This is a genomic window from Microbacterium sp. BF1 (assembly GCF_019279095.1).
In the GTDB taxonomy this organism is placed as follows: Bacteria; Actinomycetota; Actinomycetes; order Actinomycetales; family Microbacteriaceae; genus Microbacterium; species Microbacterium maritypicum.
On sequence record NZ_JAGYWT010000014.1, the window covers coordinates 1 to 13,704 of the forward strand.

Consider the following 13,704-nt stretch of genomic DNA (forward strand, 5'->3'; position numbering starts at 1 on the left):
CTCGCGCAGATCACGGAAGACGCCTCGACGACCCTGGCGCAGGCGAAGGGCGCTGTGGCGGCGGCCGAGACGCTGGAGTCCGAGGTCGTCGCCTCCGGGCTCGACGTCGGCGTCGTCACGACGATCGACACCTCCGACCTCGTCAGCCACATCGACAAGCTGGATGACAGCGACGTGACTCCGGTGCTTCTGGTGGGCATCCTCGCCGACAAGGCGGAAGAGGAGACGGCGAACGTCGTCGCCGATACCGCAGAGCTGCGCAGTGCACTCACCGCGGCGCAGCAGAAGCAGGCGGAGGAAGAGGCCGCGAGGATAGCGGCGGAGCAGGCGGCGGCTCAGGCCGCCGCGGAGCAGCAGGCGGCGGCCGCATTGGCCGCAGCCAACACGCCGGAGGGTGCCAAGGCCTCCGCGCAGCAGATCATGTCGAGCACCTACGGATGGGGCGGCGATCAGTTCTCCTGCCTGAACTCCCTGTGGAACAAGGAGTCCGGTTGGAACTACCAGGCGTACAACCCGAGCGGTGCCACCGGCATCCCGCAGGCGCTTCCCGGCAGCAAGATGGCGTCAGCCGGATCCGACTGGCAGACGAACGCCGCCACTCAGGTCGCCTGGGGACTGGGATACATCTCGTCGGTGTACGGCACTCCCTGCAGCGCATGGGCGCATTCGCAGGCCATGAACTGGTACTGATCCCCGCCCGTCCTCCCGAGGATTCTCTAGCCATCGGCGGGCGTCGAGTGCTACGGTGACTCTGGCGACCTGGGGGCGTCACGGATCCGAGGAGGAGATATGCTCGACCCGGCAGCGTGGCGCGATGTGCCGCAGGAGGTCTCCACCGGCTCCCTGCCGGGGTGGGATCGCGTCGAGGAGATCGTGCGCGACGCGCACTCCCGCTATCGCGGGGAACGCGGCGGCACCGTCGCCGACTACATCCCCGTGCTCGCCGAGGTCGATCCGGAGCTCTTCGGTCTGGCGGTGATCGAGGTCGGTGGCGGGCTGCACGATGCCGGCGACGCTCTGCATCCTTTCTCCATCCAGTCGATCTCGAAGATGTTCGTCTACGCCCTGGCGATCCAGGAGCACGGCCATGAGCGCGTGCGCGACATCGTCGGCGTGAACAACACAGGACTCGCCTTCAACTCCGTCGTGGCGGTCGAGCTCAACGACGGGCATCCGATGAATCCGATGGTCAACGCCGGTGCGATCGCCACGACCGCCCTCATGCCCGGCGCCACCGCGGTCGAGCAGTGGGAGCGCGTTCGTGAGGGGCTCTCCGCCTTCGCCGGGCGTCCGCTGAGTCTCGACGGGGTGGTCTACGCATCGGAAGCGCAGACGAACGACCGCAATCGCGCTCTCGGTCGTCTGCTGCGCAGCTATGGTCGGCTGTCGGGCGATCCCGACGAGGTGGTCGACGTCTACACGCGTCAGTGCGCCTTGAGCGTCACGGCTCACGATCTCGCTGTGATGGGGGCGACGCTCGCCGACGGGGGAGTGAATCCGGTCACCGGAGAGCGGGTGGTCTCGGAAGAGGTGTGCCGCGACACTCTCGCTGTCGTCGCGTCGACGGGGTTGTACGAACGATCCGGCGACTGGCTGTTCGAGATCGGGCTCCCGGCGAAGTCCGGTGTCGCCGGCGGCATCGTCGCTGTCGCACCCGGCAAGGGCGCGGTTGCCGGATTCTCGCCGCGACTGGACGAGGCCGGGAACTCCATCCGCTCGCAGATGGCCATCGGGTACCTGTCACGTGTTCTGGGGCTGAACCTCTTCGCCTCGGCCCCGGCGCGTCGTGAAGCCTCCGCGACCGCACCCTCACCCGCACCGCAGGAGCAGTCATGACCCAGACGCAGCCGGAGCAGACCAAGACCTCGTGGTTCCCGATGGTCAGCCTGTTCCTCGCACAGGTGCTGATGTCGTTCAACGTCGCCGCGCTGCCGATCTCCCTCGGCGGCATGGTGAGCGAGTTCGGCGTCCCGCCCACGGTCGCGAGCACGACGATCGTCATGTACGGGCTCGCCGTGGCCGCGCTCGTGATGACAGGCGCGAAGCTCGGTCAGAGGATCGGCTGGGTGCTCATCTTCCGGATCGTGATCGCGCTGTTCGCGGCCTCCTCGGTGATGATGATCCTGGCGCCCACGGTGTGGTGGGCGATCGCCGGACAGGCCGTCGCCGGCGCGGCCGCAGCGATCATCGTGCCGTCGATCGTGGCACTCATTGCCGAGAACTACCGCGGCCAGCAGCAGGCGACCGCCATCGGCGCCATCGGTTCGGCGCGCGCGATCTCGGGTGTCAGCGCCTTCCTGATCGGCGGCACCCTGGGGACCCTGGTCGGCTGGCGGCCGATGTTCTTCATCGTGCTGGGGATCGCCGTCGTCGTCTTCGCACTGAGCTTCACCCTGCGCGGCGATCGCGGAGACGCGTCGATCCGCATCGACCTCGTCGCCTCACTCCTCATCGGCGCGGCGATCGTGCTGCTGACGCTCGGGTTCAACAACCTGAACTCCTGGGGTGCGGTGGCGGCGACGGCCGACGCCCCCTTCAACGTCATCGGGCTCTCGCCTGCCCCCGTCTTCATCGTGGTGGGGCTGGTACTCGGGCAGGCCTTCTTCCTGTGGACGCGGAGACGGATGTCGGAGGGGAGGGTTCCCCTGATCGATCTGAGCGTGCTCGGCTCGTCGCGTGAGCGGGCCGCCGTGTATGCCATGTTCATCGTGGTCGCCCTGGAGGGGTGCGTGAACTTCACGATCCCGCTCTACATCCAGATCGTGCAGGGCAGGACCCCGTTCGACACCTCGATGGCGATGATGCCGTTCAACCTCACCGTCTTCGTCACGGCCACGCTCGTGGTGCGGCTGTACCGGCGCTTCCCGCCGCGGACGATCGGCGTGGTCGGCTTCATCCTCACCACGGTCGCGCTGGTGTGGTTGTCGTTCGTCGTGAACAACAACTGGGAGACCATCCCGACGATCGCCGGGCTCATCGTCTTCGGCATCGGACAGGGCGCGCTGGTGACGCTGGTGTTCAACGTCCTCGTGACGGCGGCCCCCGCCGAACTCGCCGGAGACGTGGGTTCGCTGCGCGGCACCACGCAGAACCTCGCCTCGGCCGTCGGCACCGCGCTCGCAGGGGCGCTGCTGGTCTCTCTTCTCGGGCTCAGTATCGGTCGCGCTGTCGTCGAGCACCCCGAGCTTCCGCCGTCACTCGTCGCACAGGTCGACATGGACAACCTCAACTTCGTCAGCAACGACGATCTCCGTGCCGCGCTCGAGGCCACGGACGCGACGCCGGAACAGGTCGACGCAGCCGTCGCCGTGAACGAGGAGTCCCGGCTCGGCACTCTCAAGCTCGGCCTGCTCCTGCTCGCGGGTATCAGCGCGCTGGCGATCCTCCCGGCTTCGCGGCTCCCGCAGTATCGGCCGCACGAGATCCCCGACCCGTCGCCGGCGGCCGGGTCGGAGTGACGCTCAGCGCAGCTCGGAGATGAGCACCGCGCTGGTGCCGGGCGCGGTCGCCTCGAAGATGTGCGGAGCATCTCCGGCGTAGGTGAGGTAGTCGCCGGGGCCCAGCAGCACTGGTTCGTCGACCGGGCCGATCCGTGCCTGTCCCGTCAGCATGATCACGTGCTCGATCGTCCCGGGGTGATGAGGGTCGGAACGGCGGGCGTCGCCCGGCTCGGCCTGGATCAGGTAGATGTCACGGCGGGCGCCGGGAGGGCTCGCCGACAGCAACGTCGCGCTGTACGCGGCTGCGGAGGACGGAACGCCCGCGAGGTCGTCTGCGCGGATGAGGGTCGGTGCGTTGGCCTGCTGATCGACCAGCACGGCGAAGGGTACGCCGAGCGCCACGCCGAGCGCCCACAGCGTCTCGACGCTGGGGTTGCCTGCTCCGCTCTCCAGCTGGGACACCGTCGCCTTGGAGATGCCGGCTCGTCGAGCGAGCTCGGACACCGACAGACTCGCCGCCTCTCTCTCCCGACGCAGGGTGCGGGCGATGCGTGTGCGAAGTTCCTCCATGTGTTCATCATGTCAAACGTTCGTTCGCTTGACTATCCGTGCGCTGGTGTTCAGAATTATGATCATGTGTTCAGTGAAGCGAACAGTGGTTCGAGTGGTGTGTGATGACCGCAGAGCGTGAGGTCTGGCGCGAGTCGCTCGGCGTCGTTCTCGCGACCAGTGCCTACGGCATCTCTTTCGGCGCCCTCGCCGTGGCCTCGGGTCTCGACGTCTGGCAGACGTGTGTGCTGAGCCTGCTGATGTTCACCGGAGGATCCCAGTTCGCCTTCGTCGGCGTCTTCACTGCGGGCGGCGTCGCCGCGCTGCCCTCGGCGATCGCCTCGGCGGCGCTTCTCGGGGTGCGCAACGTCGCCTACGGCATGCGGATGTCGCCGATCGTCGGGGGAGGACCCGTGCGCAAGGCGGCTGCTGCGCACTTCACGATCGACGAGTCGACGGCGGTGGCGATCTCGCAGAGCGATCCGCGGCTGCGGCAGGTCGGATTCTGGGTGACGGGGATCGGCATCTTCGTCGGCTGGAACATCACCACCCTCGTCGGGGCGCTCGTGGGCGACGTGCTCGGCGACCCCAAGGCCTGGGGGCTGGATGCGGCGGCGGCCGCGGCATTCCTCGCTCTGCTGTGGCCGAGACTCCGCCAGCGTCAGGCCGTCGTGGTCGGCATCGCCGCGGCTGTGGTCGCCGCGGCCTTCACCCCGATGCTGATGCCCGGACTTCCGGTGCTATCGCGGGCCGGTACCGCGTCGACGAGCTCATCGGGCATGGCGGAATGGCGAAGGTGTACCGCGGGTACGACCTGACGCTCGGGCGCGAGGTCGCGATCAAGGTCCTCGACCCCGAACTGGCGCGTGACACCGCCTTCCGCAACCGATTCAGGCTCGAGGCGCAGGCTGCGTCGCGCATGTCGCATCCGTCGATCGTCCGCGTCTTCGACGCCGGCGACCCGTCGACGAGTGAGATCGGCTCCGACGAGCCGCCGTACATCGTCATGGAGCTCGTCAAGGGCACCCTGCTCAAGGACATCATCTCCGCCGGCCCCGTGCCGGTGGCCGACGCGGTGCGCTACGTCGACGGCATCCTCGAGGCGCTCGACTACTCGCATCGTGCCGGTGTCGTGCACCGCGACATCAAGCCGGGCAACGTGATGGTGACCGACAAGGGTCAGGTCAAGGTGATGGACTTCGGGATCGCCCGAGCCGTCTCCGACTCGTCGTCGACCGTGGCGGAGACCACCCAGATCATCGGGACCGCCGCCTACTTCTCGCCGGAGCAGGCGAAGGGCGAGCCCGTCGACGCTCGAGCCGACCTCTACTCCACCGGTGTCGTCCTGTACGAGTTGCTGACGGGCCGCCAGCCCTTCCGCGGCGAGTCACCGGTGGCCGTCGCCTACCAGCACGTCAGCGAGACACCCGTTCCTCCGACCGAGGTGAACGAGGAAGCTCCCCGCACCCTCGACCCGATCGTGCTCCGCGCGCTCGCGAAGGACCCGTACCAGCGATACCCGGATGCCGCGCACTTCCGCGCGGCCTTGGATTCCGCCATGACGGGAAACGCTCCGACCCGTAAGGAACTCGGAGCGCTGACCAGCGAGCTCTACGGCGCGAGCCCGCGGCAGGCGCAGGAGACCGCGCGGTCGCTGCGTCAGCTCAGCACCGACACGACCATGACCAGAACCCAGTCCGGTCCGCCGGTCGCGTGGATCTGGGCGGGCGTGGCTCTGCTCGCCGTGCTGCTGGCCTCCGTGCTGTTCTGGGTCGTCACGATCAGCATGCGGCCCCCTGAGGTGTCGAGCAGCTCACGGATCATCCCGAACCTCGTCAACGTCTCCTCGGAACGCGCGCAGGACGACCTCGCAGGGCTCGACCTCTCGTCGAAGATCGTGATCGAGACGAGCTCCGAGGTCGCCGAAGGCAACGTGATCCGCACCGACCCCGAAGCGGGCGTGTCGGTGGAGGAGGGATCCACGGTCACGTTGTACGTCTCCGCGGGCGAAGAGACCGTGGTCATGCCCAAGATCGAGGGCATGGCGCTCAGCGATGCCACGAACGCGCTGAAGGCGGCAGGGCTCGAGCTCGGCACCGTCATCCAACGCAACGACAAGGCCTTGGCGGCGAACACCGTCATCTCCGCCAGTGAGAAGGCCGAGACCGAACTGGATCCGGGAACCGTCATCAACCTGGTCGTGGCCAGCGGCAAGGTGACGCTGACCGACCTCGTCGGCTGGACCGTCGATGCCGCCACGACCAACCTCGGCGATCTCGGTCTGGTCGCCGTGCCGGCAGAGACGGCGGAGTGCCCGGCCACGCAGCCGGCGACCGTCCACTCGATGTCGGTGGCTCCGGGTGACGTTCCCGTCGGCTCGTCGGTGCAGATCTTCTTCTGCACCGGATAGCGGTCGCAGGTCGGGGAGCCGACCCCGCCGTCACCTCGACAGCGGGTGCAGGTCCTCTGCGCGCGCCACGGCATTCTCGTCCCCGCACAGCTCCAGCCAGTTCGCCAGAAGCCGGTAGCCTCCCTCGGTGAGCACGCTCTCCGGATGGAACTGCACACCCCACAGCGGCAGGTCACGGTGCGCCAGGGCCATCACTGTGCCGTTCTCGGTCCAGGCGGTCACGATGACATCGGAGGGCAGGTCGGACGCCGCGAGCGCCAGCGAGTGATAGCGACCCGCGTCGAACGGAGAGGGGACGCCGTCGAACAGCGGGGAGCCGTCGTGCGTGACCGCCGACACCATGCCGTGCATGAGCTCCGGCGCGGCGATCACCGGTGCCCCGAAGGCCTCACCGATCGTCTGATGCCCGAGGCACACACCGAGGGTCGGTATGCGCAGCCGCGTGGCGATGCGCACCGCGTCGAGCGAGGCACCGGCGTCGGCCGGGGTGCCCGGCCCGGGTGAGAGCATCACCGCGTCGTATGCGGGGAGCATGTGCTCGAGCTGTGCGGCGTCGGTGGCGTCGGACTCGATCATCACGGTCTCGGCGCCGAGCTCGCTCAGGTATCCGACCAGGGTGTGCACGAAGCTGTCGTGGTTGTCGACCACGAGCACTCGCGTCATTCGACGTCGACCTCGCCCGGAGCGATGATCGGGCTCACCCAGGGGAAGACGTACCAGAACAGTCCGTAGAGCACGGCGGCGATGACGACCACGAGGATGAGCACACGCAGCCACCACGGACCGGGCAGCAGGCGCCAGATTGCGGCGTACATCAGTCTTCTCCCTTGTCGACGTCCACGATCACACCGATGGTGCGGCCGGCGGGGGCGGCGGGTCGGTCAGAGCGGTCGGCGGGCCCTCAGCGCGCGGCTGGAAGCCCTCGAAGACCCCGTAGGCGACGATGCGCTCGGCGAGGGAGTAGAGCGGGGAGCAGGCGGTGAGGGTGATGTACTGCTCTCCGGTCTGCTGCTCCGGCATCTGCGGCACATCCGCGAGCACGTCCGTCTGCGTGGGCTTCACGTATTCGAGGGTGCGGAAGCGGTAGGTGTACCAGCCGTCGGGCGTCTCCACGACGATCGCGTCGCCGAGCTGCAGCTTGTCGAGCTGGTTGAACGGCTTGCCCCAGGTGGTGCGGTGTCCGGCGAGAGAGAAGTTGCCGACCTCGCCGGGCATCTTCGAGTTCGTGTAGACCCCGATGCCCTGCTGATCCAGGGTGCGTGCGCGGCTCGTGCCCCCGAAGATCCCGAAGTTGTAGTCCGCGCCGAATCGAGGGATGTGCATCTGTCCGAACCACTGGGCATCGGCCGGAGCTGCGGGGACCGGCGGGACGTATGTGGTGACACCGTCTTCACCCTCGATGACGGGCGGGAGCTCTGGTGCCTCGGCCTGTGCGAGGGCCTGCGAGACAGCGGCCCCCTCATCGTTCTTCTGGGCGCTGATGATGATGTCGCCGATCCACATCTGCCAGGCCACGAAGAGGAGGACCACCACGCCGGCGGTGAGGAGGAGCTCGCCGAGTACACTCGCGAACGTCGCGCGAGAGCGTGGTCGCTGCCGCCGCGGACGTCGCCCCCCAGGCACGACGGATGCAGTCATGCGGTGATCATATCCGGGAACGCTGGGCGGACGCCGAGGCCTCCCCGTCTGTGCGGGCATATGTGCCTCGGCGGAGGACAGCTCTGATGGGTACAATGACGGAATGGCACGTGACCGCAAGACTGAAGAACCCGCCGTCGAGCGCGCCGAAGGCGAGGCCGCTCCCAACGCCGTGTGGTTCAAGCCGGTGATGATCGGCTTCATGCTGCTGGGCCTCGTGTGGATCCTGGTCTTCTACATCTCCGGCATGCAGTACCCGATCCCGGGTCTGTCGAACTGGAACCTGGCCATCGGCCTCGGCATCGCGCTGATCGGCTTCCTCATGACCACCCGCTGGCGCTGACCCTCCCCCCCCTTCTTCCAGAAAGGCCCTCTCGCATCGCGAGAGGGCCTTTCTCATACCTGGAGCGAAAGTTATCCACAGGTCCATCCACAGCCTGGGGAGAATTACACCGGTGTTATTCACAGGGGTTAACAACCCTGTTAACAACTCGGGATCAGGACAAAAGGATGAGCGGCGGCACGAACGCCACGACGACGATCAACAGGATGACCACCGCGGACAGCAGCACGATCTGCAGGGTGCGCTGTTCTCGGCGCTTCGTCTTGACGTAGATGAAGGCGACGAGGGCCCCGATGAGCACGCCGCCGAGATGCGCCTGCCAGGAGATCCGTCCGCCGCCGAAGACCAGGCCGTAGACGAAGTTGATGCCGAGGATCACGAGAAGTCCCGTGACGTTGGCGCCGAGGTGCCGCCCGACGATGAGGAGGGCGGCCATCAGGCCGAAGATCGCGCCGGAGGCGCCGACGGTCGAGGTCAGCGGCGCGAGCACCGCGACCATGACCGAGCCGCCGAGCCCGCTGATGAGGTAGAGGGCGAGGAATCGGACCCTGCCGAGCATGGGCTCGAGGCTCTGCCCGAGCATCCACAACGCGAGCATGTTGAGGGCGAGGTGGATGAAGCCGCCGTGGGCGAAGACGGCGGTCAGCAGTCGCCACGGCTCGAAGGGCAGGGGAGAGAGGTTCGGATACAGATACGGCGACGCGAAGAGCAGCTGAGCGGTAATCTGTTCACCGATACCGGGGATCAGCTGCAGCAGGCCGATGAACGAGGTGACCGCGAGCAGCGCGTAGGTCACGACCGGCTTGCCGCCGCGGGTCATCGCCATGGTGGCGCCGCCGCCGCGCCAGCGTCGTGCCGCCTTCTTCTGCGCGGGAGTGCGGTTCTTGCGATCGGCGCTCATGCACTCCGGGCAGATGACGCCCACGGGCGCCTGTGTCTGGCACTCGGGGCAGATGGTGCGCATGCACCGCTGGCAGAGCACGAAGCTCTGCCGATCCGGATGCCGGTAGCAGAAGTTGTCGCGATTGCTCGTGAACTCAGGCGTGGTCATCCGGATCGGCCGCAGCTGTCGTCAGGCCGCGACGATGTCGATCGACTGCAGCACGACCGGCTCGACGGGTCGGTCGCCCGCACCGGTCTGCACAGCGCCGATCGCGTCGACGACGGCCTTGGAGGCGTCATCGGCGACCTCGCCGAAGATCGTGTGCTTGCCCTGCAGCCACGGGGTCGGGTCGGTCGTGATGAAGAACTGCGACCCGTTGGTGCCCTCGGGCTTGCCCGTGATGGCGTTGCGACGCAGGCCCGCGTTGGCCATCGCGAGGACGTAGGGCTCGTTGAAGTTGAGCTCCATGTTGATCTCGTCGTCGAAGTTGTAGCCGGGGCCGCCGACGCCCTGTCCGAGCGGGTCGCCGCCCTGGATCATGAAGTTCGGGATGATGCGGTGGAAGATGACGTCCTTGTAGAGAGGTCCCTCGCCGGGCTTGCCAGTGGCGGGATCGGTCCACTCCTGGGTGCCGTCGGCCAGGCCGACGAAGTTCTTGACCGTCTTCGGGGCGTGGTCACCGAAGAGGTTGATGACGATGTCACCGTGGTTGGTGTGCAGGGTTGCGACATGAGAAGCGTGAGCCATGTCAACATTCTCGCAGAACTTCCGGTGAGTTGGCCGTGGTGACTACCCCTGTTCGGTCGAATAAGCAAGGGGCGGGCGATTCCCGCCCGGCTTCCAGCCTCTCGTGGCAAGATGGGGAACCCGTACTCCAATGGACAGGAGAGCATCGTGAGCCTCAGCCGCAAGCGGAAGAAGGAACTGCGTCGTCTTCAGAACGACGCGAACCAGCTCTGGGAGAACCAGCAGGTGCTCGTCGGTCACGCCGCCGATGTCGCCCGTGAGGCCGGCCGTCAGCTCGGCAACCTCAATCGTGAGCAGGTCGTGCCGGTCATCCAGGACACGTACAACCGCCGTGTCGCCCCGGTCGTCGACCGCGGCGTGAAGATCGGCAAGCACGTCGTCGACGACAAGTTCGTGCCGATCGTGGGCGGAGTGGTCGGTACTGCTCTCACCGCGTGGGACGTCGCCAACGCCAAGCGTCACGGCGTCGCCGTGAAGGTGCGCAAGGCGACCGCGCCGCAGAAGTCGGGCCCCGGCCTGGGCTCCATCATCGCGATCATCCTCGGTGCTGCCGCGGCGGTCGGTGTGCTCTACGCCGCATGGCAGACGCTGCGCGCGGACGATGAGCTCTGGGTCGCGGACGACCCGCTCGCCGCACCCGACGCGTGAAGCCGTCTGACCCCGCCTCCGTCGCCCCTGGTGACGGAGGCGATCAGCATGCCCGGGTGAAAGAGGCGGCCGCGGCCCGGGGACTCGAGATCGAAATCCGCGAACGACCCGCCGCCGGCAGCCTCTTCGAGGCAGCAGAACTGCTCGGCATCCCGGCGTCGGGCATCGTGAAGACCCTCGTCGTGAAGCGGTCGGATGACACGTTCCTGTTCGCGCTCGTGCCGGGTGGTCGATCGATCTCCTGGCCCAAGCTGCGTGCTCTGGTCGGTGTGAACAAGCTGCGCCTGCCCGAGCCCGAGTTGGCGCTCGCGGCGACCGGCTACGAACGGGGAACCATCGTCCCGATCGGCAGCACCACGGATTGGCCGATCTACGCCGACGAGTCGATCGTCGGTGAGCGGATCGCCATGGGCGCGGGTGCCCATGGGTACAGCCTGTTCGTCGAGGCGGACGACCTGATCGCCGCGTACGGCGCCATCGTCGCCGACATCTCGGTGCCCGAAGAGCGCTGATCCTCATCGCCGCGTTCGCGGCACGAGCGCAGCACGTCGACAGGGTCGGTCAGAGGATGCCGGCCATCCTCAGCGCGATGTCGACCAGTTTGACGCGCTGCAGCTCCGCGACCGTCTTCAGGGGGAACCACTCGGCCATGTCGGTCGAACCGCCGGTCTCGAACCGGAGCTTGCCACCCGTCACCTCGGCGCGGTACACGATGCGCAGGGTATGCAGCGGATCCGCGGCCTTCTGCACGCGACGACCGGCGGGGATCACCCGGGAATGGATGCCGAGCAGTTCGCCGACCTTGACTGTGTAGCCGGTCTCCTCGCGAAGCTCGCGACGCACCGCGTCCTCCGGCGACTCACCGGCCTCCAGCCCGCCGCCCGGCATCGTCCACGCCACGCGACGGCCCTCGGTCCAGCGCGCCAGCAGTAGCCGCCCGTCGTCATCGGTGACGACCGCGTACGCCGCGACACGCAGGTCCATGGATCACACACTATCCGTCGACGACGATGGGCGATGACAGCGCGTCAGACCACTCGCACACCGGCCACGTACGTGGACTTCACCTGCGTCGCGGCGAGCTCTTCGGAGGACACCGTGACCGGGTCGCGATCCACCACGATGAAGTCCGCGAAGAGGCCGGGGGCGAGGGCACCCACCTCGTGCTCGCTGAACAGCTGCCAGGCCGCGTTCACCGTGTGCGCGAGGAGCGCCTGATCCCTGGTGACCGGTGAGCCGCCGGGCATGCGATACCCGTTGCGGGTGGTGCGGGTCTCGGCGACTGCCATGTTGCGGAAGGGCTCGTCGGGGGTGACCCACCCGTCGTTGTGGAACGTCACGCGGTGGCCGGCTGCGAACGCGGCGCCGGCATCTGCCCATGCGCCCCCGTGTTCCGGACCGAAGAGGTCATCGACGAGCACCTCGCCCCAGTACGTGATGTGGTCGACGAACAGGCTGACCGTGAATCCCAGAGACGCCGCGCGCTCGAACTGCGCTGGCGTCATGGCGCCGCAGTGCTCCAGCCGGAAGCGATGATCGGTGAGTCCGTGCCGCGCGATGATCTGCGCGTAGACGTCGAGGGTCGCATCGATCGCGCGGTCCCCGTGCGCGTGACAGGCCAGCTGCCAGCCCGCGGCGGCATAGGGCTCGGCGATGGCCGAGAGCTCGTCCGAGGTGTAGTTCGCCCGCCCGATGTGGTGGGGCTCGAGTCCGAGCGCACGGGTCGCCGGGGTGTCGAGATAGGGGAAGGACGTGGCGATGTTGCCGACCCACGGAGAGCCGTCCGACCACGTCTTCACGCCCGTCTGGCGGAAGAACGCATCGCCGCCGCCTCGTGCGGAGGGCATCCCACCCGGACGGGACATCTCGTACCACCGCAGGCGCACCGGCATCGCACCCTTCGCGCGCAGGGCGTCGATGAGAGGATCGAGTCCTCGATTCCACGACAGGTCGGACACGGTGGTGATGCCGCGCGCGGCCAGATCGCGCAGGTGCGCAGGAAGGATGCGGGGGAGATGCTCCTGCGCCGTGGCGAGCATCGGGGCGACGACCATCTCGACCGCAGCCGCCTCGAGCGCGACGCCGGTGAGCTCCCCCTCGGCATCACGACCGAACGAGGCGCCGACCGGATCGGGTGTGGTGCGGTCGATGCCTGCAGCGAGCGCGGCGGCGGTGTTGAAGTAGACCGAGTGCCCGGAGTTGTGGATCACGACGAGAGGAACACGGCCGGCGAGGTCGTCGAGGAAGCGGATGTCGGGGTCGGGGAGTCCGCGCTGCAGCAGCGAGTCCCATCCGTTCGCGAAGACGGGTTCCCCGTCGGCCTCCGCGAACGCCGTGCGCAGAGCTGCGAGGACATCCTCGGCCCGGGGCACGACCACGGGCCGGAGGTCGACGACCAGATCGGAGAGCAGGATCGTGGCGAACCCGGGATGCCCGTGCGGCTCGATCAGCCCCGGCATGACCCATCCGTCGAGTGCGACCATCTTGGCGTCGGGGTAGGTGCGGCGAATCTCCTCCGCCGAACCCACGGCCACGATCGTGGCGTCGTCGACCGCCATGGCTTCGACTTCGATGTCTGTGCTCGGCGCGAACGGGCGGATGCGGCCGGTGAAGACTGTCGTCATGGCGTCAGTCTGGCACTCGGGTGCGGCGCGGCGAGGGATCGATCAGGAATCGAGAAGCGCATCCGTGTCCTTCCTCCGTAGTGTGAGCACCACACGGGCAGCACATCGAGAGGACCGATCATGGCCGAGAACGAGAAGAACTTCAGCGCCGAGGAACGCGAGGCCATGCAGCCGGCGAGCAAGTTCAAGGTGCGCTACGGCACCTTCGGCTTCGAGCCGATCTCGAACCTCGACGACGGCACCGTCTGGCCTACCGCGTATGCGGTGACCGATCTCACGGAGGCAGACCTCGCTTTCCTGGCCGAGCGCATCCGTGTCGCGATCAGCTGACGCGCAGTAGCGTGGAGCCCGTGAGCACACTGCCCTTCCCCGCCGCCGTCTACGCCGCCCGCCTCGCCCGTGCCGCCTCCCTCGCCGCCGAG

17 protein-coding genes are annotated in these 13,704 nt (G+C 67.8%); 9 read left to right on the forward strand and 8 right to left on the reverse strand.

The window, feature by feature from the left end; translation table 11 throughout:
• The 3 genes from KZA10_RS17580 to KZA10_RS01080 all read left to right on the forward strand — a co-directional run.
• Positions 1 to 690 (forward strand): phospholipase (locus KZA10_RS17580; protein WP_256934230.1); only part of this gene is annotated, 690 nt, incomplete at its 5' end.
• 99 nt (positions 691 to 789) lie between these two features.
• The gene (gene glsA, locus KZA10_RS01075; RefSeq protein WP_055873336.1) at positions 790 to 1,836 is read left to right on the forward strand and encodes a glutaminase A; all 1,047 of its coding nucleotides are present in this window, start codon (positions 790 to 792) and stop codon (positions 1,834 to 1,836) included.
• On the forward strand, positions 1,833 to 3,458 hold the full coding sequence (locus KZA10_RS01080) for an MFS transporter (protein ID WP_218681944.1): 1,626 nt from the start codon (positions 1,833 to 1,835) through the stop codon (positions 3,456 to 3,458). Before glsA ends, KZA10_RS01080 begins: the two co-directional genes overlap by 4 nt.
• A 3-nt stretch (positions 3,459 to 3,461) precedes the next feature.
• Here KZA10_RS01080 and KZA10_RS01085 read toward each other — a convergent pair whose 3' ends face one another.
• A complete protein-coding gene (locus tag KZA10_RS01085; protein WP_218681945.1) occupies positions 3,462 to 4,010 on the reverse strand; it encodes a helix-turn-helix domain-containing protein in 549 nt (182 codons plus the stop codon).
• A 104-nt stretch (positions 4,011 to 4,114) separates the two neighbouring features.
• Between KZA10_RS01085 and KZA10_RS01090 the strand changes: the two genes are divergently transcribed.
• Together KZA10_RS01090 and pknB are read left to right on the forward strand one after the other, a co-directional pair.
• Complete coding sequence (locus tag KZA10_RS01090; protein ID WP_218681946.1) at positions 4,115 to 4,807, forward strand: AzlC family ABC transporter permease; 693 nt, start codon at positions 4,115 to 4,117, stop codon at positions 4,805 to 4,807.
• Entirely contained in the window at positions 4,777 to 6,399 is a 1,623-nt protein-coding gene (gene pknB / locus KZA10_RS01095) for a Stk1 family PASTA domain-containing Ser/Thr kinase (RefSeq protein WP_235563371.1), read from the forward strand. The genes KZA10_RS01090 and pknB overlap by 31 nt, the downstream gene beginning before the upstream one ends.
• Before the next feature lie 30 nt (positions 6,400 to 6,429).
• Here pknB and KZA10_RS01100 read toward each other — a convergent pair whose 3' ends face one another.
• The 3 genes from KZA10_RS01100 to KZA10_RS01110 are packed head-to-tail and all read right to left on the reverse strand — an operon-like array spanning position 6,430 to position 8,037.
• Positions 6,430 to 7,062: an aminodeoxychorismate/anthranilate synthase component II gene (locus KZA10_RS01100; RefSeq protein ID WP_055875485.1), complete on the reverse strand. Its 633-nt coding sequence runs from the start codon at positions 7,060 to 7,062 to the stop codon at positions 6,430 to 6,432.
• Positions 7,059 to 7,214, reverse strand: a complete 156-nt coding sequence (locus KZA10_RS01105; RefSeq protein ID WP_017829942.1) for a hypothetical protein — start codon at positions 7,212 to 7,214, stop codon at positions 7,059 to 7,061. The genes KZA10_RS01100 and KZA10_RS01105 overlap by 4 nt, the downstream gene beginning before the upstream one ends.
• Positions 7,215 to 7,242: 28 nt before the next feature.
• Positions 7,243 to 8,037 carry a class E sortase gene (locus KZA10_RS01110; protein ID WP_218681947.1) on the reverse strand — a complete coding sequence of 265 codons (795 nt, stop codon included), beginning with the start codon at positions 8,035 to 8,037 and terminating at the stop codon, positions 7,243 to 7,245.
• A gap of 103 nt (positions 8,038 to 8,140) precedes the next feature.
• Here KZA10_RS01110 and KZA10_RS01115 point away from each other — a divergent pair, with 103 nt between their 5' ends.
• The gene (locus KZA10_RS01115; RefSeq protein ID WP_017829940.1) at positions 8,141 to 8,380 is read left to right on the forward strand and encodes a cell division protein CrgA; all 240 of its coding nucleotides are present in this window, start codon (positions 8,141 to 8,143) and stop codon (positions 8,378 to 8,380) included.
• Positions 8,381 to 8,534: 154 nt separating this feature from the next.
• Here the strand turns inward: KZA10_RS01115 and KZA10_RS01120 are convergent, their stop codons facing one another.
• Positions 8,535 to 9,431 (reverse strand): rhomboid family intramembrane serine protease, encoded by an 897-nt coding sequence (locus KZA10_RS01120; protein ID WP_141385602.1) that lies wholly within the window; start codon positions 9,429 to 9,431, stop codon positions 8,535 to 8,537.
• Positions 9,432 to 9,452: 21 nt separating this feature from the next.
• On the reverse strand, positions 9,453 to 10,010 hold the full coding sequence (locus KZA10_RS01125) for a peptidylprolyl isomerase (protein WP_218681948.1): 558 nt from the start codon (positions 10,008 to 10,010) through the stop codon (positions 9,453 to 9,455).
• A 147-nt stretch (positions 10,011 to 10,157) separates the two neighbouring features.
• Here KZA10_RS01125 and KZA10_RS01130 point away from each other — a divergent pair, with 147 nt between their 5' ends.
• Positions 10,158 to 10,658 carry a hypothetical protein gene (locus tag KZA10_RS01130; RefSeq protein WP_055871970.1) on the forward strand — a complete coding sequence of 167 codons (501 nt, stop codon included), beginning with the start codon at positions 10,158 to 10,160 and terminating at the stop codon, positions 10,656 to 10,658.
• A 56-nt stretch (positions 10,659 to 10,714) separates the two neighbouring features.
• Positions 10,715 to 11,170, forward strand: coding sequence for an aminoacyl-tRNA deacylase (locus KZA10_RS01135; protein ID WP_174799514.1), 456 nt, complete (start codon positions 10,715 to 10,717; stop codon positions 11,168 to 11,170).
• Positions 11,171 to 11,219: 49 nt separating this feature from the next.
• On the opposite strand, the gene KZA10_RS01140 is transcribed toward KZA10_RS01135, so the two are convergent.
• Entirely contained in the window at positions 11,220 to 11,642 is a 423-nt protein-coding gene (locus tag KZA10_RS01140) for an NUDIX hydrolase (RefSeq protein WP_055871579.1), read from the reverse strand.
• 44 nt (positions 11,643 to 11,686) lie between these two features.
• A complete protein-coding gene (locus KZA10_RS01145; protein WP_218681949.1) occupies positions 11,687 to 13,282 on the reverse strand; it encodes an amidohydrolase in 1,596 nt (531 codons plus the stop codon).
• 120 nt (positions 13,283 to 13,402) lie between these two features.
• Here KZA10_RS01145 and KZA10_RS01150 point away from each other — a divergent pair, with 120 nt between their 5' ends.
• On the forward strand, positions 13,403 to 13,612 hold the full coding sequence (locus KZA10_RS01150) for a hypothetical protein (protein WP_218681950.1): 210 nt from the start codon (positions 13,403 to 13,405) through the stop codon (positions 13,610 to 13,612).
• Positions 13,613 to 13,704: the final 92 nt, after the last annotated feature.

What these genes read in the sequence shown, in the direction of transcription:
- KZA10_RS01120 (WP_141385602.1), bottom strand. Translation starts at nt 9,431, where the DNA reads ATGACCACGCCTGAGTTCACGAGCAATCGCGACAACTTCTGCTACCGG.
- KZA10_RS01080 (WP_218681944.1), top strand. Translation starts at nt 1,833, where the DNA reads ATGACCCAGACGCAGCCGGAGCAGACCAAGACCTCGTGGTTCCCGATG.
- KZA10_RS01105 (WP_017829942.1), bottom strand. Translation starts at nt 7,214, where the DNA reads ATGTACGCCGCAATCTGGCGCCTGCTGCCCGGTCCGTGGTGGCTGCGT.
- KZA10_RS01100 (WP_055875485.1), bottom strand. Translation starts at nt 7,062, where the DNA reads ATGACGCGAGTGCTCGTGGTCGACAACCACGACAGCTTCGTGCACACC.
- KZA10_RS01090 (WP_218681946.1), top strand. Translation starts at nt 4,115, where the DNA reads ATGACCGCAGAGCGTGAGGTCTGGCGCGAGTCGCTCGGCGTCGTTCTC.
- glsA (WP_055873336.1), top strand. Translation starts at nt 790, where the DNA reads ATGCTCGACCCGGCAGCGTGGCGCGATGTGCCGCAGGAGGTCTCCACC.
- pknB (WP_235563371.1), top strand. Translation starts at nt 4,777, where the DNA reads ATGGCGAAGGTGTACCGCGGGTACGACCTGACGCTCGGGCGCGAGGTC.
- KZA10_RS01145 (WP_218681949.1), bottom strand. Translation starts at nt 13,282, where the DNA reads ATGACGACAGTCTTCACCGGCCGCATCCGCCCGTTCGCGCCGAGCACA.
- KZA10_RS01140 (WP_055871579.1), bottom strand. Translation starts at nt 11,642, where the DNA reads ATGGACCTGCGTGTCGCGGCGTACGCGGTCGTCACCGATGACGACGGG.
- KZA10_RS01110 (WP_218681947.1), bottom strand. Translation starts at nt 8,037, where the DNA reads ATGACTGCATCCGTCGTGCCTGGGGGGCGACGTCCGCGGCGGCAGCGA.
- KZA10_RS01115 (WP_017829940.1), top strand. Translation starts at nt 8,141, where the DNA reads ATGGCACGTGACCGCAAGACTGAAGAACCCGCCGTCGAGCGCGCCGAA.
- KZA10_RS01150 (WP_218681950.1), top strand. Translation starts at nt 13,403, where the DNA reads ATGGCCGAGAACGAGAAGAACTTCAGCGCCGAGGAACGCGAGGCCATG.
- KZA10_RS01085 (WP_218681945.1), bottom strand. Translation starts at nt 4,010, where the DNA reads ATGGAGGAACTTCGCACACGCATCGCCCGCACCCTGCGTCGGGAGAGA.
- KZA10_RS01125 (WP_218681948.1), bottom strand. Translation starts at nt 10,010, where the DNA reads ATGGCTCACGCTTCTCATGTCGCAACCCTGCACACCAACCACGGTGAC.